We start from the raw sequence: 17,783 nt of genomic DNA, 5'->3' as shown, positions 1-17,783 counted from the left end.
CCACATTAGATCTCGCCTAACCCATCATCCATAACTCCTAACTCTCCCCCTCCTCCTTCACCTCAATCCCCACACCGTGGTGCTTGAGATACTTGGCGCAGGCTTCTTCCCCCATGTACTTGCAGAGCAGCTTGGGATCCGTTTCCGTCACGTCCACGAGGATCAAGCCATCAAGACAAGAGCCGAAGTCCTTGTCCACGTTGAAACTCAGCAGCGTGCCATTCAGACGCAGGTAGTGCTTAAGCAACACCGGGATGCCCTTGCCGTCCTCCTCCAGGCTGGAGATGAGGGCGGAGAAGTCATCCACGTTGCCCAGGTCTGCGGAAATAAACTCCCGCAGCAGCTTGCGATTCTTCCCATAGCGGAAGGGCTTCCGCGGCTTCACCAGGGTGGCCAGATCGGGATGAAAGTTGTTCTCCCGCAGGAACTCCACCATGAGCTTGCGTGAGAGCCCCTGATAAGCCTGGCTGATGCTGACAGGTCCGTAGAGCTTGGTGTAGTGGGGATTCTGGCACACCCAGGTCAGCACGCCTTTCCACAAGAGTGGCAATGCCGAGACGCTCCGCTGATAATTCGGGGCCACAAAACTGCGCCCCATCTCCAGCGCCTGCTCAAGGTGTTTCAGGAAAGGCTTCTGGAACTTGAACAGAGTGCTCGTGTAGAGCCCCTTGGCGCCATAGCGACGCATGATCATATCTGCACGGCCAAGACGATAGGCTCCCGCGACGCGGCGCTCTTTCTCATCCCATAGGAAGACGTGCAGGTAGTAGTCATCAAACTTGTCGAGATCCACATCCTCACCGGTCCCCTCTCCCACAAGACGGAAACTCACCTCGCGCAACCGGCCAATTTCCCGCAGAAGGTTGGGAATCTCCGGAGCCGCGGCAATAAACACGCTGAAGTTGCCCTGCTGCGCAATGGGCCCGCCCGCCTGCCGAAGGGCGGCGATCTCGGCCTCAAAGACCTGCTGCAACTTCGGGCTGTCAGGAGAAAGCGTCAGCGCGGGAGCCCCAGTCGGAGCCGGAGCGTCAGCGTCAGGTGCCGCGACTGCACCGGGCCCTCTGAGCGGCGCCTTGGGTCGCTGGCTCAAGATGAAAGTGTGAAGCCTGAGGTAGCGGGTGAGACTCTCATCGTCCTCAAACTTGCGCAGGCGGTTGAAGGGTATGGGCTGCCCCACCTTCACAGACACCACGCCCTGGTCATTATGAAATAACTCGCGAAAGATCAGACCGGTGCGCAACATGGGATGCACCAGACCGGCCCCATGAAACAACATGCTGTTCTGCCCCTCAAAATAGACCGGCAGGACGGTGGCCTTTGTGCGACGAACGAGAGCCCCCACATGGGAGCTCCAGGGGCTCTCCTCCACGCCGCGGCCCATCTTGAAGTGGGCCACTTCTCCGCTCGGGAAGATGGCAAGCGCACCCCCCTGCTTGAGGAAGCGCAACGCCTCTTTCATAGGACCGAGGTTGCGCTGGGCACTGTTCTCCCCGTTGAAAGGATCCACCGGAATGATCCAGGGACGCATCTCCTCGATCTCACCCAGAAGGAAGTTCGTCATGAACCTCACATAGGGACGATACTGGGAGATCAGATCCCCCAGAATCACCGGATCGAGAATGCCAAAGGGGTGATTCGAAACAATGATCAGCGGTCCTTCCGCGGGGAAGGTAAAGTTCTGAGGCAGATCCACCTCATACTTCGTGCCGATCTCCTGAAGTCCCGATGAGAACCACGCCCGTGCGGAAGGGTAGTCCGGGTGCTTCAGGTAGCGGTCGCGAGTGCGTTCATACAAGTGGTTGAACGAACGGATGGCGAGTCCGCGCTCTACGACAGGAGCTGCGAGTTTGTAGAGATTCCGCTTAAGGGGACCCTGCAAACGTGAGGAAAGATCAATGACCATGCGATGTGCGTCGGCCAGGTAAAGGCGTTGGGGGTTGAAGGTGCGGCCGGAACACGGCGGCAACGGTGGTGGGCGCGCCGAAAGAGTCAAGGAACAAGCCTGTTACCTTTCCTGTATGAAAGGTCCTTCATGCCAGGACATACCGACTGGTCGGGTGACATCTTCGCCACTTAGAACCTGTTTGGATAAAAACGCTGGGTGTGTTGCGAGGCATTTTGAGTCTGGACAAGGCGTGAAGAGGGCGTGAATCGAGATTCACAACCGATAAGCAACGCCGTCCAGGCTCAAAAGGACCGCAATCCGGAGGGGGCAGTTCTCAGGCTCGGCGAAGCCGCTCCTATCTCATTCCCTTAATTGAACCTGCCACACCCGGAGGTTTTTATCCAAACAGGTTCTCAGTACCTTTTTATCCGAAGAGGTACTTAGTCATCAAAGCGGACGTCCTCGACAAATTCCCCCACTTTCAGCCCCGATCCTTCTGCGGTGACAACGGGCAATCCAGCGACTTCCAGCCCGGCGAAAGTTACCCCTTGGATGCAATGGTCCGCCCCCAGGCCCCGCAGAAAACCGGGGCGGAATTGCTTGAAGCTTACATTCTCAAACCGCACCCCTTTTACGCCCCCTCCATCCAGTAGCTGAATCACGATGCCGTTCCTGCCACAGTTCTCCACGCGGATGTCCTTGAAAACGATCTCTCCCCACTCTCCCTTGCCCTCCCCGTGCATCACATTCATGGCATCCCGGCAGTGAACGATATCGACGTCCTCAAAACGAATGCGTTGGAGCGCAGAATGGGCCGGAGGCCCACAGCGGAGCGCCCGCGCACTGGTCAGCGCGATAAGGCGGCGCATCACGACCTGCTCACTCACCGCATCTTCTGGTGAAGTCACAGCAAAGGCATCCTCGGTGGTGTGAACAAGACAGTCCTCGACCAAGGCGCGCTGGGTGCCAGCGAGCCGGATCCCATCCACCCGGTCCTCACTGCTCAGGTCATTGATCACCTTCACCCGCCGCATGGCCACGTCCTGGCAGTGTGTCACGGGCAGCGCCACCGCCGTAGCTTCCTTGCAAATCACCCCCTCCAAGGTCACGCACCGCGACCGCTCTACCACCACGCAACTGGCAAGCAGCCTCTGCCCCTCCCGGCTGCTGGCCGCACCAGCGAGAGCCAACCCGCGGGCATCCAGCGTGCCACGCCCAAAGATGCGCACATGCTCCACCCCGTCCACCTTGACCAAGGCGGCGGTTCCCGTCTTGCCGGGAGTGGTAGGATAGTCCGGGTAGCTCTCGGCATCGTCGCTGCCTTGCAGCACCGCGCCAGGTGCCAGATAGAGCTGGGTGCGGCTCCTCAGGTGGATCCCCGTAGTGGTGTAGAGCCCAGGGGGCAGCATGACAACGGCTTCGTTAGCCAAGGCTCCCGCATCGTCACAGGCCTTCTGCAGCACGGCGGTCCCATGCTTGGCCCCCGAGCGGTCTAGATTGTAGGGCGGAGCGGTCACATCCAGCACTTTTTGGCCCTCTGGCAACTCGTCCTCTGGCGGATCCGCTAACAGCAACAGTCGCAACCCGTTCACTGTCACCACCATATAGCGGGAGGTCAGCATGGTGAACTTCAGGCGACCATGCTCCATCCGCGTGGGGACATCGCATTTCTCAGGGCTCATCGTCCAATGCCTCACTCCACCAGGGACTTCCACCTCCACCTCTGCAGAACCTGGGAGGGTGACGGGTGCGTAGGTGCAGTTAAGCCGCCCCCCTACCCAATGCTCAATCACCGGCACCTGCTTGTCATTCACCCAGACGCTGATCACGGGTGGCCGATTCCCGGCCTCACGCGCAGATGCACGCCCTCCGCCGACCAGAAAGAAGCCCCCCGCCACAAGGACCAGCGCTAGAGGATGGAAAACAGCTCTCCGACCGGTCCGCGCCGGTAATCCGGAGAATGGCAGCTTCATGACAAGGCGGAGACGGGTCGCAGGTGGCAAGCATCCCATGGCGGACAGGCCAAGCCTGTTCACCCCATCCGTTCTTGAGACAACTCCTGCCCGTGCGGCGTTGCGAAAAAGATTCAGCCAATGCCGCCCCTACTATCGGACCGGACATCTTATTCGATCTCGGTTGCAGTCATCACCCTCACGGCGGGTTGCGCTTCGGCGAGGCGCTCCAGAGTCGATCGCATGGAGGCATCAGACCGCATCACCTGCAGGTCCACCGGCTTCACAACACCTGCAAGGTCCAGGACGAAGTTCTTCCCCACCGCATCCGATACAGCCAGTTGCAGCCCGGGATGGTGATACATCCCCTCTCCCACCCGCAAAAAGCCCAGCGTCGTCATGTACGACCAGATCTGCAGATCATCGGGATGCACCGCCGCGCCGTTGCGGGTGCGATACCATGGCTGCGTGACCACCAGCCGCACTCCCTGCTCCCCGGGAAACTCGACCCAACCAGCCACTCTGTAATCATCACCAAAGACCTCATTGGTGAGCGCCAACCGCTCCAGATAAAGCTCGATCTCCGAGTCGTTGACATCCTCCATCGGATGCAGGGTGAACTTGACCACCCGGTCTGCTGCCAGGTCAAACCTCACCTCGTGCTCCGCCCCTGCGGCACGGATCAGGGGAACGATATGGCTCAGGAAGGCTCTCGGTTCGAGGAATTCAAGAACTCCAGGGCCGCCGCTGCGGGATCCGGCGAAGCTGGATTCACCCCGTGCTGCGCCTTCAGCGCCTCCAGGGACTCCTCCACCGGCACCGCTGCGTAGGCGCTCAAGGAGTCTGCGAGGGTCGATATTTTGACCGCCGGAAGCTTCACAGTGTTTTGATTCATAGCGGGGCATGGCGTGGCGCGAGGAGACTCAAATCGAGCACAAGCGGTGGAGAGGCAGCTTCTGGCCCCTTCAATCCTGGAAAAGTTCAGTGCGCCCGCAGGGATTCGAACCCTGGACCAAGGGATTATGAGTCCCCTGCTCTAACCGCTGAGCTACAGGCACGTGAGGGAGAAATCTCCATCCGACGGAAGGTACAGTTTACCCGGGATTTCTATTCGTCTCCTAGTTTTTTACAGAAGTTTCCGCACCACCAAAGTAAAGCCCGCAGGCAACGATCACGGCGATGCGGGGATGGGTAGCCAGCGGGCCTCCCCATTGGGCAAATACTGCAAAGCCATGGGACGAGGGCCAGCCAGAGCGAAAAGTTCTTCCGTGGTAATGCGAGGTGTAACGACGGTAGTGACCACATGATCGACCTTGCGGGTTGTCTGGACGACAAGATAGGGTTGTGGTTGAGTTTGGACCGTTGAGACTGAGGGCTGGGATACGACCCCGACGAAGGCAGGCTGGACCACGGTATCGTTCTTTGCTCTTTGCATCACAGCGTGGGCAGGTGGCGGTGGAGATGAGGATGGAGCCAATTACCACCACAGCAACGCAATCAGCGCCATCGGTATGACACTGGCGCGCACAAGTCGCCGTTGACTTCGACGACGGGCCGCCTGACGTGTTGCGGCCAGGGAGGCGGCGAAAGCAGCGGACGGCAAGGCTGCGTCGAGCAATAGATCGGATGGGACGGTTTCATCATCGCAGGTGACGCAGGAGTTCATCTCGCAGGCGGGCGCGCGCGGGTCAAGCGGGACTCAATAGACTTTTCGCTAGTGCCTTCACTGGCTGCGAGACCGCGCACGCTCGCACCGGCATAGTAGATGCCAATCAATAGGGAGCGCGCAATGAGGTGAATCATAGGTGAGTTTGCTGATAAGTGGCAGCCGCGCGGATGATTGTGGTGGCGACTTCATTCCGAGACACGTCACCCCCTCCAAAATCCTTCGCGAAAAACAGCTTCTCCACGCGAAACGATGATGACGGGCAGGATCAGGCCATCAACTCCGACCGCTAGCCATGACCTCGCGCCAGTCGAAATAAAATGGCCAATCCATCCCCTGTTTATACAGGTAACGGATTGGCCACTTTCGAATGTAACGTCGCATCAATCGTCATCCGCACGGATGGAGACATCCGTCCAGATCAGCAGTGGTCGGATCGTGTCTCGAGATGCTTCTCGCGCCACTGTTTCCGCGCTCCACGATCTTAGGGAACGTGTTGGCTGATAGCCGGAACGGAGCTCTTGCACCAACCCCGCGCCCGTCTTGCCCGGCAGAATGTCCTCAGCCAGGAGACCTCCCACCACCGACACACTTACCAATAGTGATAGAACAATTTTCTCCATACCAATAGACAATGTCCACCCTGCCTTCTGAGAAAGCTGAATATCGAAACGCTTTGTTCGCTCAACACCAACGTCCAATAGGCAGTTGGCAATCGACCAGCGTCACCCTCTTCCATCACCGCGGGGGATGGGGTGCTTTCTGCCTCGCATCAGAATCACCAGCCTCGACGAGCTTTTGCAATTGTGCCACAGCATCCCACCCCAATGGAGTCGGCACCCCGCGGCTGTGCCACCGATGTCCCGCCGTCACCCATCGTTTTCTGGCGTCTTCATAGGTGATGCCCTTGTCATCATCATCCACTCCAAACTGGAAACCACAGCTGGGACATATTTCATAAGAACCGCCGCTGGAAGGGGCACGAGGAGGCTCACGCAAGGCCGGATAGCCGCATACAGGACAGGTGTTCATGGGAGATCGAAGAGATTGGGAGGGTCAGGGTTTTCTCAGTCGTACCGGGCGGCCAGGCTGCCGGTCCCAGTACCCGGAGCTGCCGGGTTTGAAGTAAGTCTTCGTGGTACCGTCGCGATTGTAGGCGGCGAATGCCCCGCTGGCAGGATCGTAAACGCGCAATGTCCCGTCCGACGAATCCTGCTTCGCTGGCAACCCCTCGGCCATGGCATGCTGGAGGAATTCCCACGCCTGCCGCGCATAGTCCTCCTCACTCTTCGCACCGAAGTCGGGACCATGCCGCTCAAAGTGATCCCGCAGACTGGGCAGGTACCCCCATGTCACCTTGGCCGGTGGAGCCCGTGGGGCTGCCGGGGATTCGGCTGGGGGCTTCTTCTTGAGGACAGGCCCCTCAGGGGTCGCCTCTTTCACCGGCAAGGTGAACTGCCCGGACTTGAGCCGGACCTTGGCAGTGCCTACCGTGTAGTAGTAGGTGGTGCCGGGAGTCAGGCCCTCCAAAGCCACCGAGTGCTGCACGGCCACCCCATCCCCCGCTTTCCACTCCAGTTTGTCCGGTGCCAGTCCGTAACGGACGCGGGTGCCACATTCAGCGTCTGTCCGCCAGCTCAGCGTCACTTGCGTTCCTGAGGCTGCCACCACCGCGTCCGGTCCCTGGGTCACCTCCACCGCCCGCAGACCTCCCGTCAGGCAAATCAGCAGCCATACTGCTGACCATATGCCCGTCATCCAGCTCCGTCGGTCAATGCCCATCATCCTCAAAGGCTAGCGAAGAAAAAAATGAGGATCAAGCGCAAGAAACAGCACTTTCCAGTTGCACGATTTCGAGTGCTCGGCATACTAGCAGTCCCTCAAACGAAAGGCTCGGTAGCTCAGTCGGTAGAGCAGAGGATTGAAAATCCTCGTGTCGGCGGTTCGATTCCGTCCCGAGCCACTTTCTTCCCATTTTAGTTGGAAGAGTTTTGGCAGCAGACACCCTGCCCCACTGAACGTCGCCCAGCTGGTCTTTGGCTTTGGTTTCAGGAATGCACAAGTCATCCCAGAGAACGTGGGTCCTTTGGAGATTGTCTCCATCGCATCATTGGTTCTTGCGACCCGCCTGCGCGCCGCACTATATCTGGCGAAGAGTGTTCCCCACTTCCACATACCATGATTTCTGCTCCGCGACTCGCCAGCCTGTCCACAACTCTGCTGCTCCTGCTGTCTCAAGGAAGGGCCGCTGATCTGAGAGAAAGTTATGAGTGGAACCCCATGAAGATTGGCGGGGGCGGCTGGGTGGTTGGTCTGAGTGCCAGCCCCGCGGAGAAGGGCCTGATCTATGCTCGCACTGATGTATCAGGGGCCTATCGATGGGATGCCGCCAAAGCTGTCTGGAAACAGGTCGTCACCTCTTCCAGCCTTCCCCCAGACTCTGTGGGTTATGGTCGCTATCTCGGGGTGGACAGCATCGTCGGTGCGCCGGGCGACGCCAATGTCGCTTACATGGTGCTGGGCAGTCAGCCCTATGCGCTGACGGTGGGACAGGTCTTTCGCAGCGAGAATCGCGGCGAGGCCTGGACCGCCACCCAGTTCAAAGCCACCGGCGTGAAAGTCGAGGCGAACGGTGAAGGCCGACAGGATGGCGAACGGCTTGCCGTGGATCCGACCAACAGTCAGGTCGTGTACTTTGGATCGATTGCCGACGGATTGTGGACGACGGAGAACGGAGGAAACAAATGGCTCAAGGTGGATGCAATCCCACCGGGCAAAGCGCCCCACGGGGTGTCCACCATCGTCTTCGACCCGACAGGAGGCACCACCAAGGGGCCCGATGGCACTTCAAAGACAAACGTGATCTACGCCAGCGTGGAAGAAGGCGGCATCTTCAAGACCATCGATACGGGCAAGACCTGGCGCAAGATCTCTGATTCCGGTTTCGGTGATGGTGGCAAGCCCCGCGATGCCACGGTGGGACCGGATGGCACCTACTACGTCGTGTATGATCATGAAAAAGGGGCCACCGGTGGCGTCTGGAAGTGCAGCCCAGAAGGCAAGTGGACGGAGCTCACCCCTCCTGGCCAGGAAGGTGGGAAAAAACAGTCCTACTGGGCCATCGCAGTGGATCCTTTCGATGCCACTCACGTCGTCGCCATGATCCATGGTGGCAAGACCTTTGTCTCCCATGACCAGGGCGCAACGTGGAGCCTGCACCACTTCGCCCTGAACAGCCCGAACATCGGATGGCTGGGCACGCAGACGAATTATTTCCTCAGTACCGGTGAGCTGGCCTTTGATCCTCATGAGCAAGGGAAGGTCTGGTATGCGGAAGGTTTTGGCGTCTGGTGGACTCGCGACCTGTCTCCTGCCCAGGTCCCCTGGCAAGCCGCGAGTGAAGGCATTGAAGAAGTCTGTGGCAATGACGTCATCTCACCTCCCGGTGGGAAGCCGGTGGCCGCCATGTGGGACACCGGAGTCTTCCACTTCGGGAATGTGGATGCGTATGATGCCCAACGATCCCAGCCCACCTTCATGTCCGCGTGGTCTCTCGACTGGTGCCCGGCCGATCCCAAGTTCCTCGTCTCCGTCTTCCGCAGTCATCTCGACTTCGTGCCGAATGCCAAGTCTAGCGGCTTCTCGACGGATGGCGGCAGGACCTGGACCCGATTCCCCGCCGTGGAAAAAGCCACGGTGCCGAAGGAACTCGACTACGGAGTCATTGCGGTATCCGCGAATCAAACAGACAACATCGTCTGGTGCCCCACGGCGGGCAAGCTCCCCTACTTTACCAGGGATCGCGGCACCACCTGGCAGCCTTCAGATTTTGGCGGCCCACGCGAGACGGGACTTCATGCCCCCTACACATCCTTGAAGCCGCTCTGTGCCGACCGGGTGGCGCCAGACACCTTCTACTTCTACACCCCGCAGGAGGGCCTTTTCCGCTCCAGCGATGGCGGCGGACATTTTGCCAAGGTGGGCAACCCCATGGCCAATCGCTGGAACGCAATCCTGAAGTCCACTCCCGGCCTTGCCGGAGATCTCTGGTTTGCCTCCGGCCCCGGCACAGGGTTGCTGCACTCCAGTGATGGAGGCGTCACCTGGCAGGAGATTGCTGGCGTGAATGCCGCGCACAACATCGGCCTTGGAAAACCCGCCCAGCCTGGTGGCTACCCCACTCTCTTCCTCGTCGGCACGGTTTCAGGAGTCCACGGCATCCATCGCTCCACAGACAAGGGCGCGAGCTGGGACCGGATCGCCGAGTATCCATTGGGCATCTTCGACTCCATCGATGCGATTGACGGAGACAAAGACAACTTCGGCCAGGTTTACGTCGGATTTGCCAGTGCAGGATTTGCCTATGGGAAATCGAAACCCTGACGAAAACAAGTTGGCCAGCCTGACGCTAGTGCGTCGAGGCTGGCCAAGAATGCTACTTTCAGTGCGGAGGAGCCGGGGTCTAGGCGACCATGTCCTTCAGCTTCTTCAAGGGGCGAACCTTCACCACGGTGGAGGCAGGCTTGGCCTTGAAGACGGTCGGCTCCTTGGTGAACGGGTTGATTCCCTTGCGAGCCTTGACCGCCGGCTTGCGGACGGTTTTGATCTGCAAGAGGCCGGGAAGAACGAACTCACCGACGGAGTTTTTCTTCAGGTGGGAGCTGATAATCTCCGTGAGGCTGTCCAAGACGGCGGAGACTTGCTTGCGGCTGAGTTCCGTGTCCTGCGTGATTTGCTCCAGAATCTGAGTTTTGGAGAAACGATCTTTGATGGTTGCTGCTTTTTTCGCCATGGGAAGAAATTGTGCAAAAATCTCCGTAGAGTCAAGGCTCCAACCGCGGGGTAAGGCGCTATTTCTGCTGGAAAACACGGTCTTGGGTGCAGAATTCACGATTTGGCACCGCATCAGCCAGTCTGGGGAGAGACGTACCTAGCGGCAGTCACTCCACCATGAACCACCCTGAAAGCCCCTTTTCCGACCCCAAAGCCGTAGCAGACTATGCCGCCAAACCTCCCCGTCTGGTCCCGGGATTTGCCAGTCTGCAACGCATGACCGCTCTGCTGCTTGCGGAGCGCACCCCCGCCACCGGACGGGTTCTGGTGCTTGGGGCGGGCGGCGGACTGGAGCTCAAGGAGTTCGCCACCGCGCATCCCGGTTGGGAGTTCGACGGCGTCGATCCTTCCGCAGAGATGTTGAAGCTGGCCAGCGATACCTTGGGAACTCTGGGGACACGAGTCCGACTTCACCAAGGCTACATCGATACAGCTCCCGCGGGCCCTTTTGATTCCGCGTCCTGCCTGCTCACGCTTCATTTTGTGCCACGGGAGGAACGGCTCGCAACCCTGCGGCAGGTGCACCAGCGGCTCAAAAGCGGCGCGCCATTCGTCGTGGCCCATCTCAGCTTTCCGCAAGCTGAGCCAGAACGCTCGCTTTGGTTTTCACGCTATGTCTCCTTTGCCGTGGCCTCCGGAGTTGAGCCCGCCATGGCCGAGAAGGCGGTGCCAGCCATCCAGGCCAAACTCGACATTCTGGACCCGGCAGAAGAAGAAGCGCTGCTGCGCGAGGCAGGTTTCACAGGTGTCAGCCTGTTTTATACGGGGTTCACCTTCCGTGGATGGGTGGCGTATGCGTGAGCAGGAGGAAAACTTCTACACACCCAAGGGCATTCGATACGGGTTCCCCTCGCGGTTATGGAGTTCCCCTTAAGCACGCGGCCGCACCCTACGATTCAGCTATCGCAGACGGAGAAGCTAGTGCCTGCCAAGGAACCTGGATGCGAAAGGCACTCCGACCGCCACAACTCCTTCGGAGTAAAAACCTCCAACACCCGTACCCAACGTAGACTCGCTGAAAGCTCGTCAACGTTGGGCTTGTCGCCCCATCCTCTTCGAGGAAGAACTTCGACTGAGCGAGTGGATGGCACCGGTTCCTTGGCGGCCACCACAGTCCGAAGCTGATCCCTAGCGGGATCTCTAACACAGCCCAACGTTGGACGAGCCCTAAGCGAGTCAACGTTGGGTACCACCGCGGAAGATGATCAGGTGGGAAGGCCAGCAGCATCTGCTTTCTCCCCACTGCCATCAACACCTCCACGTCGCTCGAATGCGATATTGCACGAATGTTGGGTTGCGATATTGCACGAATGTTGGGTTGCACCTCGCGAGGCCACCCGCTGGCTGACGTTCCCGGCAAGATGCCGGAAACAGCACGCAAGATGCGTGCGCTCCCCAGGTTCTTTGGCAGGCACTCGCTAAAGCGTCTGCAAGCTTCGCCTCCCCGCCGATGTCGCCAAGTTTCGACAGACTTAGGCACCCCACGAACTTGGCGCGGGATGCATGCCACTAGCCCACGCACTTCATAGACAACTCTCATCTTTGCAGCCACACTCCCCTCTGATGCCTGCCACATCCAGCTTGATCGCGTTCAGTCTCGTCGCCTTGGGCATGGTGCTGACACCGGGGCCCAACATGATCTATCTGGTCTCGCGTACGATCTGCCAGGGGCAGCCAGCAGGATTAATCTCACTCATAGGCGTGGCGCTGGGATTTCTGTTCTACATGCTGTGCGCTGCATTGGGCATCACGTCCCTGGTCATGGCTGTCCCTTACGCCTACGACACACTGCGCTTTGGCGGGGCCATGTATCTTCTCTATCTCGCCTGGCAGGCGGTGAGACCTGGTGCACGATCCGTGTTTGAAGTGCAGAATCTGCCAAAGCAGGGCCCGGCGAAGTTGATCACCATGGGCTTCATCACAAACCTGCTCAATCCCAAAATCGCAGTGATGTACCTTTCCCTCCTCCCGCAGTTTATCGAGGTGCAACGCGGCAGCGTGCTCACACAGGCTCTGGCACTTGGCACCGCTCAAATCATCGTCAGCGTCACCGTGAACACGCTCATCGTCTTCACGGCAGGGGCCGTTGCAGTCCACTTGTCCCGCCGTCCCCTCTGGGCCCGATTTCAGAGGTGGTTCATGGGCACCGTTCTGGCCGGACTGGCGGTGCGCATGGCGTTTGAATCAAGGAAATAACAATACACCCCAAAACAAACACAGATACGCCGGCATAAAAAAGGAGCCTCCGCAGAGGCTCCTTCTTGGTGATTCGAATTGGCCTGGCCCACTCCTCAAATCCCCTGCAGCACACCTGTGCTGTCGCCCACGCGCTCGGCGTTGACGCCCATGCGATCCAGCATGGAAAGGTAGAGGTTGGTCATTGGCACCTTGTCCTTCAGGGCAATGTGACGTCCAGGATTGAGCGTACCATTCGCGCGACCGGCCACCAGCACGGGCAGACGGTCATGGTCGTGCGCGTTGCCATCGCTGATGCCGCCACCGTACACAATCATGGAAGTGTCGAGCAGGGACTTGTCCCCTTCCTTGGAGGCCTTCATGCGCTCCAGGAAGTAGGCAAACTGCTGCACATAGAACTGGTCAATCTTCGCGATCTTCTCCAGCTTCTCCGGGTTGTTCTGGTGGTGGGAAATGTTGTGGTGAGAGTCCGGCACGCCGATCTCAGGGAAGCTGCGGTTGCTGCCGTCATGCGCCATCAGGAAGGTGGCGATGCGGGTGGAGTCCGTCTGGAAGGCCAGCAGCAGGAGATCAAACATGAGGCGGATGTGCTCCTGCGTCGTGGAGGGCACTCCAGCCGGCACCTGCACCCCGGAAGGCAACTCGACCTTCATGGTCTCTGACTTCTGGATGCGCTGTTCGATGTCACGCACGGAGGAGAAGTACTCATCCAGCTTGCGATTGTCGTTTCCGGAAAGACGCTTTTGCAGGCTCTTGGCGTCGGCCATGACGAAGTCCAGAATGCTCTTCTGGTACTTCATGCGGCGCTGGGCCTCTGCGGAGTTCCCACCAGCGGCAATGGTACCGAAGAGACGCTCGAACACCAGGCGCGGGTCCATCTCTGGAGCCATCGGCATGGACTCCGTCTTCCAGGAAAGGTTGAACTGGTAGGCGCAGCTGTACCCGGAGTCGCACTTGCCAGAGCTACGGTCGCCGTCCGTGCTCAACTCCAATGAGGAGAGACGAGTGAGGTGCCCCAGCTGGGTGGCAGCGATCTGGTCCACGCTCTGGCCGATGCGGATGTCGTTGCCAGCGGTCTTCTTCGCCTGGCAGCCGGTCAGGAAGGTGGCCGTGGCCCGGGCGTGGTCGCCAGCACCGTCCCCGTTGGATTCCGCCTTGTCGTGGGCAAGATTGGAAATGACCGAAAAATCATTCCGCAGGCCCGCCAACGGCTGCAGCGTCGGGGAAAGCTCGTACCCTGCACCCTCGCCTTTCACGTTCCACTTGTGCACGTTCACCCCGTTGGGAATGTAGAGGAACGCCATCCGTGAGATCGCCTCAGGGGCCTTCTCCGCCGCGAATGCCCTGAATCCGAAAGATTCCAAAGCAGGCAAAGCCAGCAGCGTGCTGGCGCTGCGAAGAAACGCCCGGCGGGAAACTTGTGATGCAGATGTGGACATGGTTGCTGAGTTAAGGGGGATTTGAAAGGGTTGGTTCTCTTCAAGATACGCCTGCCGGGACCGAAAACTTTCGTGCTTCCCGGTCCTGCTGCAAAAGAATCTCAGCAGGCACCATGCCGCACCGACAGGGGCAAATTGTTTCGAACGCGGCAAATTTTTGAGAGAGCTCTCCCGCCTTTTCGTTTGCAAAAGCCCTCCCAGTGAGTCCGTTTGTTGTCTCCCCTTTGCCGTGCCTGCCGCGGGAAAGGGCGACCAACACCCACCATTGCCGAAATAATGATCCGTACTCTGCTTACCGCCGCCTGCGCACTGACGCTGCTCTCCACTGTGGCCCGCGCCCAGGATGTTTCCGTCACCATCAAGCCGGACAACGCCAACCCCCTCATGTACGACACCAAGACCTTCACGGTGAAAGCCGGCCAGAAGGTGAAGGTGACCTTTGAGAACAAGAGCGCTGTGCCCCAGCCGCACAACTTCCTCGTGGTGAAGCCCGGCACCCTGATGAAGGTGGGTGCCCTTGCCAACGGCATGCTGAGCGACCCCCAGGCGATGACCAAGAACTACATCCCCGAGTCCACGGACATCCTTTTCCACACGAAGCTCATTCAGCCCGGCCAGACCGAGTCCCTTGAGTTCACCGCCCCCGCCGAGGCTGGCGACTACCCCTACCTTTGCACCTTCCCTGGCCACTGGATGCTCATGCAGGGCAACATGAAGGTCGAGAAATAAGCCACTCCGATCTCCGTACAGGACAAGGGTCAGCAGCAGTTTCTGCTTCCGCCCTTGTCCTTTTTTCTGCCCAGTGGCAGGAAAACCCCTGCGAACATCCCCTTTGCTCCGTTAAAGAAGCTCCGTCATCACCCTATGAAAACCGCACTCTTCGCCGCTGCCGCCCTCCTCTTCACCGCCGTCACTGCCTCTGTTCAGGCGGAAGACAAGACCGTCGCCGTCGGTGACTTCAGCTTTGCCGTCGCCGCCCCGTGGACTGAGGCCCAGAACACCGGCATGATGACCAAGGCCGTACTCTCCCATCCCGTGGAAGGCGGCACTCCGCTTGAGGCCAAGTTTTATCACTTCGGCACTGGCCAGGGCGGTGATGTGGACGCCAATGTAAAGCGCTGGATCGGTCAGTTCGAAGGCACGCCTGAGGTGAAGAAGGAAGACCTGGACTACAGCGGCACCAAGGTGACGCTCGTGACCATCCACGGCACCTACCTCGACGGCCCTCCCTTCGGTGGCACCAAAACTCCCCGTGCGGACTACACCATGCTGGGCGCGATCCTGGTGGGCAAAGACGCTCCCGTCTTCATCAAGCTGACCGGCCCGAAAGCCGCCACCGCCGCCGCCACCGACTCCTTCAAGAAGCTCGTGGCCAGTCCGTTCAAGAAGTGAGGAAAGTTCCCCGGGAACTGCACTGCCTTAGTTTTAATGCATCAAGAGCCGCCTGAGAAGGCGGCTCTTTTTTGTGTTCGCAGCGTTGGAGAAGGGCGGCATATGAAATAACCAACAGTGCCCCACAGAGAACCCATCACCCGTCGGCTCAGTTGCCGCGGGGACGCGCGCTCAAGCCATCCCTCCCCAGCCTCAGAACCCTACCTCCCAACCAGCAACAACACTCCGGCAATCAGTGCCAGAATGGGCTTCACAATTTCCGCCTGTCCCAGCCTCAGGCCAAACAGGGCACTGACGCCAATGAGAATGAGATAGATGGCGAGAAGGAGGGTGCCGATGCTGGTGTTGAGCTTCATGGATTACTGTTTGGTGGATGAGTTGCTGCTGAATCGCGGACCGCGGCTGTTTGCGCGCATGCCATGCCAAAAGGCGAAATCTGAAGCCCTTCGTGTTCAATCGGTGGCAAGCCCGTCAAACTCTTCGGCGCCAAACACGCTGGGTTGCAGGGTGACCGCTTCGGTGGCCACATCAGGAGACATTCGCGGGAGGCCAAGAAAGAGCAATCGCGACATCGGGAGTTGCCGGACTCCCCCACCCTCCGTCACATTCGCAAGAAATTTGCAAAATCCCGCTTGAGGATTTGACGCGAGGATGGAGGCTCTCCGGCTCCAGCCCTCCGGGGCGCCCATCCCCTCCCTATGATCGAAATCCTTCTCTGGTGCCTTGCCGGCTTTGTCGCCAATTTCGCCTTTGCCTCGTTTTTTGAATGGTACTTGCACAAGTACGTGATGCACCGCCCGGTTGGAAAGTTCCGCTACGCCTTCGAGGCCCACGCGGTCGTCCATCACCACATTTTCAAGGCAGACCACACCTACCATCTGGTAAATGAGAAGGACAAGGAGAAGATCCCCATGGAATGGTGGAACGGCCCAGTTCTGATCCTGCTTTGCTCCCTGCCCACCACTCTCAGTGCCTTGGTGTTTGGCATCTGGCCGCTGGCCTTGGGCGGCGTGCTCGCCGCAGGTGCCTACTACGGCATCTACGAGTACCTTCACTGGTGCATGCACCTCCCGAAGAACCGCCGCGTGGAGAAGCCCTGGATCTTCCAGCGCTTGAACGGCCACCACCTGCTGCACCACCGCTACATGCACAAGAATTTCAACGTGGTGTTCCCCCTGGCGGATCTCGTCCTCGGCACTCTGATGCTGCGCGCCAAGACCCACTTCGCCCAAGCCCGCGGCCCCTCCGTCCCAGACGTTCAGCCCAAGCAGCCCTCCGGCACCATGGCTGCCGCGTAGAGCCCGCCTCGCATCCCGATTTCAAATACAAAAGCCCGCTGGATCATTCCAGCGGGCTTTTTGTTTGGGGGTTTATGCTCTCTGTCTAAGAACTAACTGAGCCGCGTAAACGCGGCTCAGTCCATCTTCCCCCACCCCCAAAAACTATAAGAGGGGACAGGCCCGAGACCCATCCCCTTTTCACCATCTTGTTAATCTGTGCTAAATCTTGTCAATCCTGTCTCGAGAGTCGCCTACTTCCCCAGCGCATTCTCCCGCAGATACGCCGGGCGGTCCGTTGTGATCGCATCCACCCCGGCCTTCACGTGCCGCTTGGCGATTTCGGGATCATCCACCGTCCAGGTGATGAGCTTCAGCCCCTGATCCTTCAAGCCTTTCACAAAGGCCGCATCAATCGGCCAGCCATGGTTGAGGTCCAGACCATCCAGCTTGGCAGCCTTGGCTTTTTCCACGAACTCAGACAGCTCAGGCAGTTTGCCGGTCTCCTTGTCCTTCTTGTAGCCGGCCAGCAGATAGTGCTCCACCTCGGGGAAGAGGGGCTTGGACTGCTTCATGACCTCGTAGTTGAAGGAGATGATCACCAGTTGCTTGGGGTACAGCGGGGAGGTCTTGATCACCTTTGCCAGTTCCGGCAGGATCTCGGGTCCGCATTTGATCTCCAGCACCATCTTCTTCCCTGCCGGGGTCGCGTCAAAAATGGACTCCAGAGTGGGGATTCTCTCCCCCGTAAATTTGGGATCCTTCCAACTGCCCACATCCAGCTTCTGAAGCTCCTCCCAGGTCTGGTCGACGATCTTCTTGTCCACTCCGCCAATTCGTTTGGTGGTGCCGTCATGCATCACCACCAGTCGCCCGTCTTTGGAAAGCCAGAGATCCAGTTCCGCGCCATCGGCCCCCTGCTTCCAGGCCTCTTTCATGGCAGAAAGGGAGTTTTCAGGGGCGTCGTGGGAGGCTCCGCGGTGGCCGACAATCTCGGTGGCGGAGAGGGGCAACGCCAGACTGGCGGCCAGGAGTGGAAGCAGGCGATTCAACGTCAACGTCATAGCGAGCAAAACGGGCCACGGACACCCGATCCTTTCAAGAGACATTGAGTGACATCCTGTCCGCACTGGACACCCGCCC

16 protein-coding genes and 2 tRNA genes are annotated in these 17,783 nt (G+C 59.2%); 7 read left to right on the top strand and 11 right to left on the bottom strand.

Features of this window, described 5'->3' with window-relative positions; genetic code table 11:
- Positions 1–37: 37 nt before the first annotated feature.
- The 7 genes from BV034_RS12090 to BV034_RS12060 all read right to left on the bottom strand — a co-directional run bounded on the left by BV034_RS12090 (position 38) and on the right by BV034_RS12060 (position 7,288).
- Positions 38–1,903 carry a lysophospholipid acyltransferase family protein gene (locus BV034_RS12090; RefSeq protein ID WP_050027268.1) on the bottom strand — a complete coding sequence of 622 codons (1,866 nt, stop codon included), beginning with the start codon at positions 1,901–1,903 and terminating at the stop codon, positions 38–40.
- A gap of 422 nt (positions 1,904–2,325) precedes the next feature.
- Complete coding sequence (locus BV034_RS12085) at positions 2,326–3,858, bottom strand: glycosyl hydrolase family 28 protein (RefSeq protein ID WP_265592906.1); 1,533 nt, start codon at positions 3,856–3,858, stop codon at positions 2,326–2,328.
- A gap of 149 nt (positions 3,859–4,007) precedes the next feature.
- Entirely contained in the window at positions 4,008–4,493 is a 486-nt protein-coding gene (locus BV034_RS12080) for a hypothetical protein (RefSeq protein ID WP_050027266.1), read from the bottom strand.
- Positions 4,494–4,537: 44 nt separating this feature from the next.
- Positions 4,538–4,732 (bottom strand): hypothetical protein, encoded by a 195-nt coding sequence (locus BV034_RS12075; RefSeq protein WP_050027265.1) that lies wholly within the window; start codon positions 4,730–4,732, stop codon positions 4,538–4,540.
- A gap of 90 nt (positions 4,733–4,822) precedes the next feature.
- Positions 4,823–4,895: transfer RNA gene (locus BV034_RS12070), tRNA-Ile, on the bottom strand.
- 1,346 nt (positions 4,896–6,241) lie between these two features.
- Positions 6,242–6,535: a hypothetical protein gene (locus tag BV034_RS34690; RefSeq protein ID WP_081887753.1), complete on the bottom strand. Its 294-nt coding sequence runs from the start codon at positions 6,533–6,535 to the stop codon at positions 6,242–6,244.
- Between the two features lie 24 nt (positions 6,536–6,559).
- Entirely contained in the window at positions 6,560–7,288 is a 729-nt protein-coding gene (locus tag BV034_RS12060; protein WP_050027263.1) for a fibronectin type III domain-containing protein, read from the bottom strand.
- Between the two features lie 105 nt (positions 7,289–7,393).
- Between BV034_RS12060 and BV034_RS12055 the strand changes: the two genes are divergently transcribed.
- Positions 7,394–7,466: transfer RNA gene (locus BV034_RS12055), tRNA-Phe, on the top strand.
- Positions 7,467–7,681: 215 nt separating this feature from the next.
- On the top strand, positions 7,682–9,886 hold the full coding sequence (locus tag BV034_RS12050; protein ID WP_050027262.1) for a hypothetical protein: 2,205 nt from the start codon (positions 7,682–7,684) through the stop codon (positions 9,884–9,886).
- A 79-nt stretch (positions 9,887–9,965) separates the two neighbouring features.
- Here BV034_RS12050 and BV034_RS12045 read toward each other — a convergent pair whose 3' ends face one another.
- Positions 9,966–10,295, bottom strand: coding sequence for an HU family DNA-binding protein (locus tag BV034_RS12045; RefSeq protein ID WP_009963306.1), 330 nt, complete (start codon positions 10,293–10,295; stop codon positions 9,966–9,968).
- A gap of 158 nt (positions 10,296–10,453) precedes the next feature.
- Between BV034_RS12045 and BV034_RS12040 the strand changes: the two genes are divergently transcribed.
- Positions 10,454–11,137 carry a class I SAM-dependent methyltransferase gene (locus BV034_RS12040; RefSeq protein WP_050027261.1) on the top strand — a complete coding sequence of 228 codons (684 nt, stop codon included), beginning with the start codon at positions 10,454–10,456 and terminating at the stop codon, positions 11,135–11,137.
- A gap of 762 nt (positions 11,138–11,899) precedes the next feature.
- On the top strand, positions 11,900–12,532 hold the full coding sequence (locus BV034_RS12035; RefSeq protein ID WP_050027260.1) for a LysE family translocator: 633 nt from the start codon (positions 11,900–11,902) through the stop codon (positions 12,530–12,532).
- 95 nt (positions 12,533–12,627) lie between these two features.
- Here the strand turns inward: BV034_RS12035 and BV034_RS12030 are convergent, their stop codons facing one another.
- On the bottom strand, positions 12,628–13,971 hold the full coding sequence (locus BV034_RS12030) for a DUF1552 domain-containing protein (protein WP_050027259.1): 1,344 nt from the start codon (positions 13,969–13,971) through the stop codon (positions 12,628–12,630).
- A 276-nt stretch (positions 13,972–14,247) separates the two neighbouring features.
- Here BV034_RS12030 and BV034_RS12025 point away from each other — a divergent pair, with 276 nt between their 5' ends.
- Both BV034_RS12025 and BV034_RS12020 read left to right on the top strand, forming a co-directional pair.
- The gene (locus tag BV034_RS12025) at positions 14,248–14,700 is read left to right on the top strand and encodes a plastocyanin/azurin family copper-binding protein (RefSeq protein WP_038170430.1); all 453 of its coding nucleotides are present in this window, start codon (positions 14,248–14,250) and stop codon (positions 14,698–14,700) included.
- A gap of 135 nt (positions 14,701–14,835) precedes the next feature.
- Positions 14,836–15,363, top strand: a complete 528-nt coding sequence (locus tag BV034_RS12020) for a hypothetical protein (RefSeq protein ID WP_050027258.1) — start codon at positions 14,836–14,838, stop codon at positions 15,361–15,363.
- Positions 15,364–15,563: 200 nt separating this feature from the next.
- Here the strand turns inward: BV034_RS12020 and BV034_RS35975 are convergent, their stop codons facing one another.
- Positions 15,564–15,719: a hypothetical protein gene (locus BV034_RS35975; RefSeq protein ID WP_009963313.1), complete on the bottom strand. Its 156-nt coding sequence runs from the start codon at positions 15,717–15,719 to the stop codon at positions 15,564–15,566.
- Between the two features lie 342 nt (positions 15,720–16,061).
- Here BV034_RS35975 and BV034_RS12015 point away from each other — a divergent pair, with 342 nt between their 5' ends.
- Positions 16,062–16,661 carry a sterol desaturase family protein gene (locus BV034_RS12015; protein WP_050027257.1) on the top strand — a complete coding sequence of 200 codons (600 nt, stop codon included), beginning with the start codon at positions 16,062–16,064 and terminating at the stop codon, positions 16,659–16,661.
- Positions 16,662–16,894: 233 nt separating this feature from the next.
- Here the strand turns inward: BV034_RS12015 and BV034_RS12010 are convergent, their stop codons facing one another.
- Positions 16,895–17,704, bottom strand: a complete 810-nt coding sequence (locus tag BV034_RS12010) for a glycerophosphodiester phosphodiesterase (protein ID WP_050027256.1) — start codon at positions 17,702–17,704, stop codon at positions 16,895–16,897.
- Positions 17,705–17,783 lie beyond the last annotated feature (79 nt).

The sequence above is a fragment of the Verrucomicrobium sp. BvORR034 genome (assembly GCF_000739635.1).
GTDB lineage: Bacteria > Verrucomicrobiota > Verrucomicrobiia > Verrucomicrobiales > Verrucomicrobiaceae > Verrucomicrobium.
This window is presented reverse-complemented; position numbering and strand designations above follow the sequence as displayed.

What these genes read in the sequence shown, in the direction of transcription:
- BV034_RS12090 (WP_050027268.1), bottom strand. Translation starts at nt 1,903, where the DNA reads ATGGTCATTGATCTTTCCTCACGTTTGCAGGGTCCCCTTAAGCGGAAT.
- BV034_RS12085 (WP_265592906.1), bottom strand. Translation starts at nt 3,858, where the DNA reads ATGAAGCTGCCATTCTCCGGATTACCGGCGCGGACCGGTCGGAGAGCT.
- BV034_RS12075 (WP_050027265.1), bottom strand. Translation starts at nt 4,732, where the DNA reads ATGAATCAAAACACTGTGAAGCTTCCGGCGGTCAAAATATCGACCCTC.
- BV034_RS34690 (WP_081887753.1), bottom strand. Translation starts at nt 6,535, where the DNA reads ATGAACACCTGTCCTGTATGCGGCTATCCGGCCTTGCGTGAGCCTCCT.
- BV034_RS12060 (WP_050027263.1), bottom strand. Translation starts at nt 7,288, where the DNA reads ATGATGGGCATTGACCGACGGAGCTGGATGACGGGCATATGGTCAGCA.
- BV034_RS12050 (WP_050027262.1), top strand. Translation starts at nt 7,682, where the DNA reads ATGATTTCTGCTCCGCGACTCGCCAGCCTGTCCACAACTCTGCTGCTC.
- BV034_RS12045 (WP_009963306.1), bottom strand. Translation starts at nt 10,295, where the DNA reads ATGGCGAAAAAAGCAGCAACCATCAAAGATCGTTTCTCCAAAACTCAG.
- BV034_RS12040 (WP_050027261.1), top strand. Translation starts at nt 10,454, where the DNA reads ATGAACCACCCTGAAAGCCCCTTTTCCGACCCCAAAGCCGTAGCAGAC.
- BV034_RS12035 (WP_050027260.1), top strand. Translation starts at nt 11,900, where the DNA reads ATGCCTGCCACATCCAGCTTGATCGCGTTCAGTCTCGTCGCCTTGGGC.
- BV034_RS12030 (WP_050027259.1), bottom strand. Translation starts at nt 13,971, where the DNA reads ATGTCCACATCTGCATCACAAGTTTCCCGCCGGGCGTTTCTTCGCAGC.
- BV034_RS12025 (WP_038170430.1), top strand. Translation starts at nt 14,248, where the DNA reads ATGATCCGTACTCTGCTTACCGCCGCCTGCGCACTGACGCTGCTCTCC.
- BV034_RS12020 (WP_050027258.1), top strand. Translation starts at nt 14,836, where the DNA reads ATGAAAACCGCACTCTTCGCCGCTGCCGCCCTCCTCTTCACCGCCGTC.
- BV034_RS35975 (WP_009963313.1), bottom strand. Translation starts at nt 15,719, where the DNA reads ATGAAGCTCAACACCAGCATCGGCACCCTCCTTCTCGCCATCTATCTC.
- BV034_RS12015 (WP_050027257.1), top strand. Translation starts at nt 16,062, where the DNA reads ATGATCGAAATCCTTCTCTGGTGCCTTGCCGGCTTTGTCGCCAATTTC.
- BV034_RS12010 (WP_050027256.1), bottom strand. Translation starts at nt 17,704, where the DNA reads ATGACGTTGACGTTGAATCGCCTGCTTCCACTCCTGGCCGCCAGTCTG.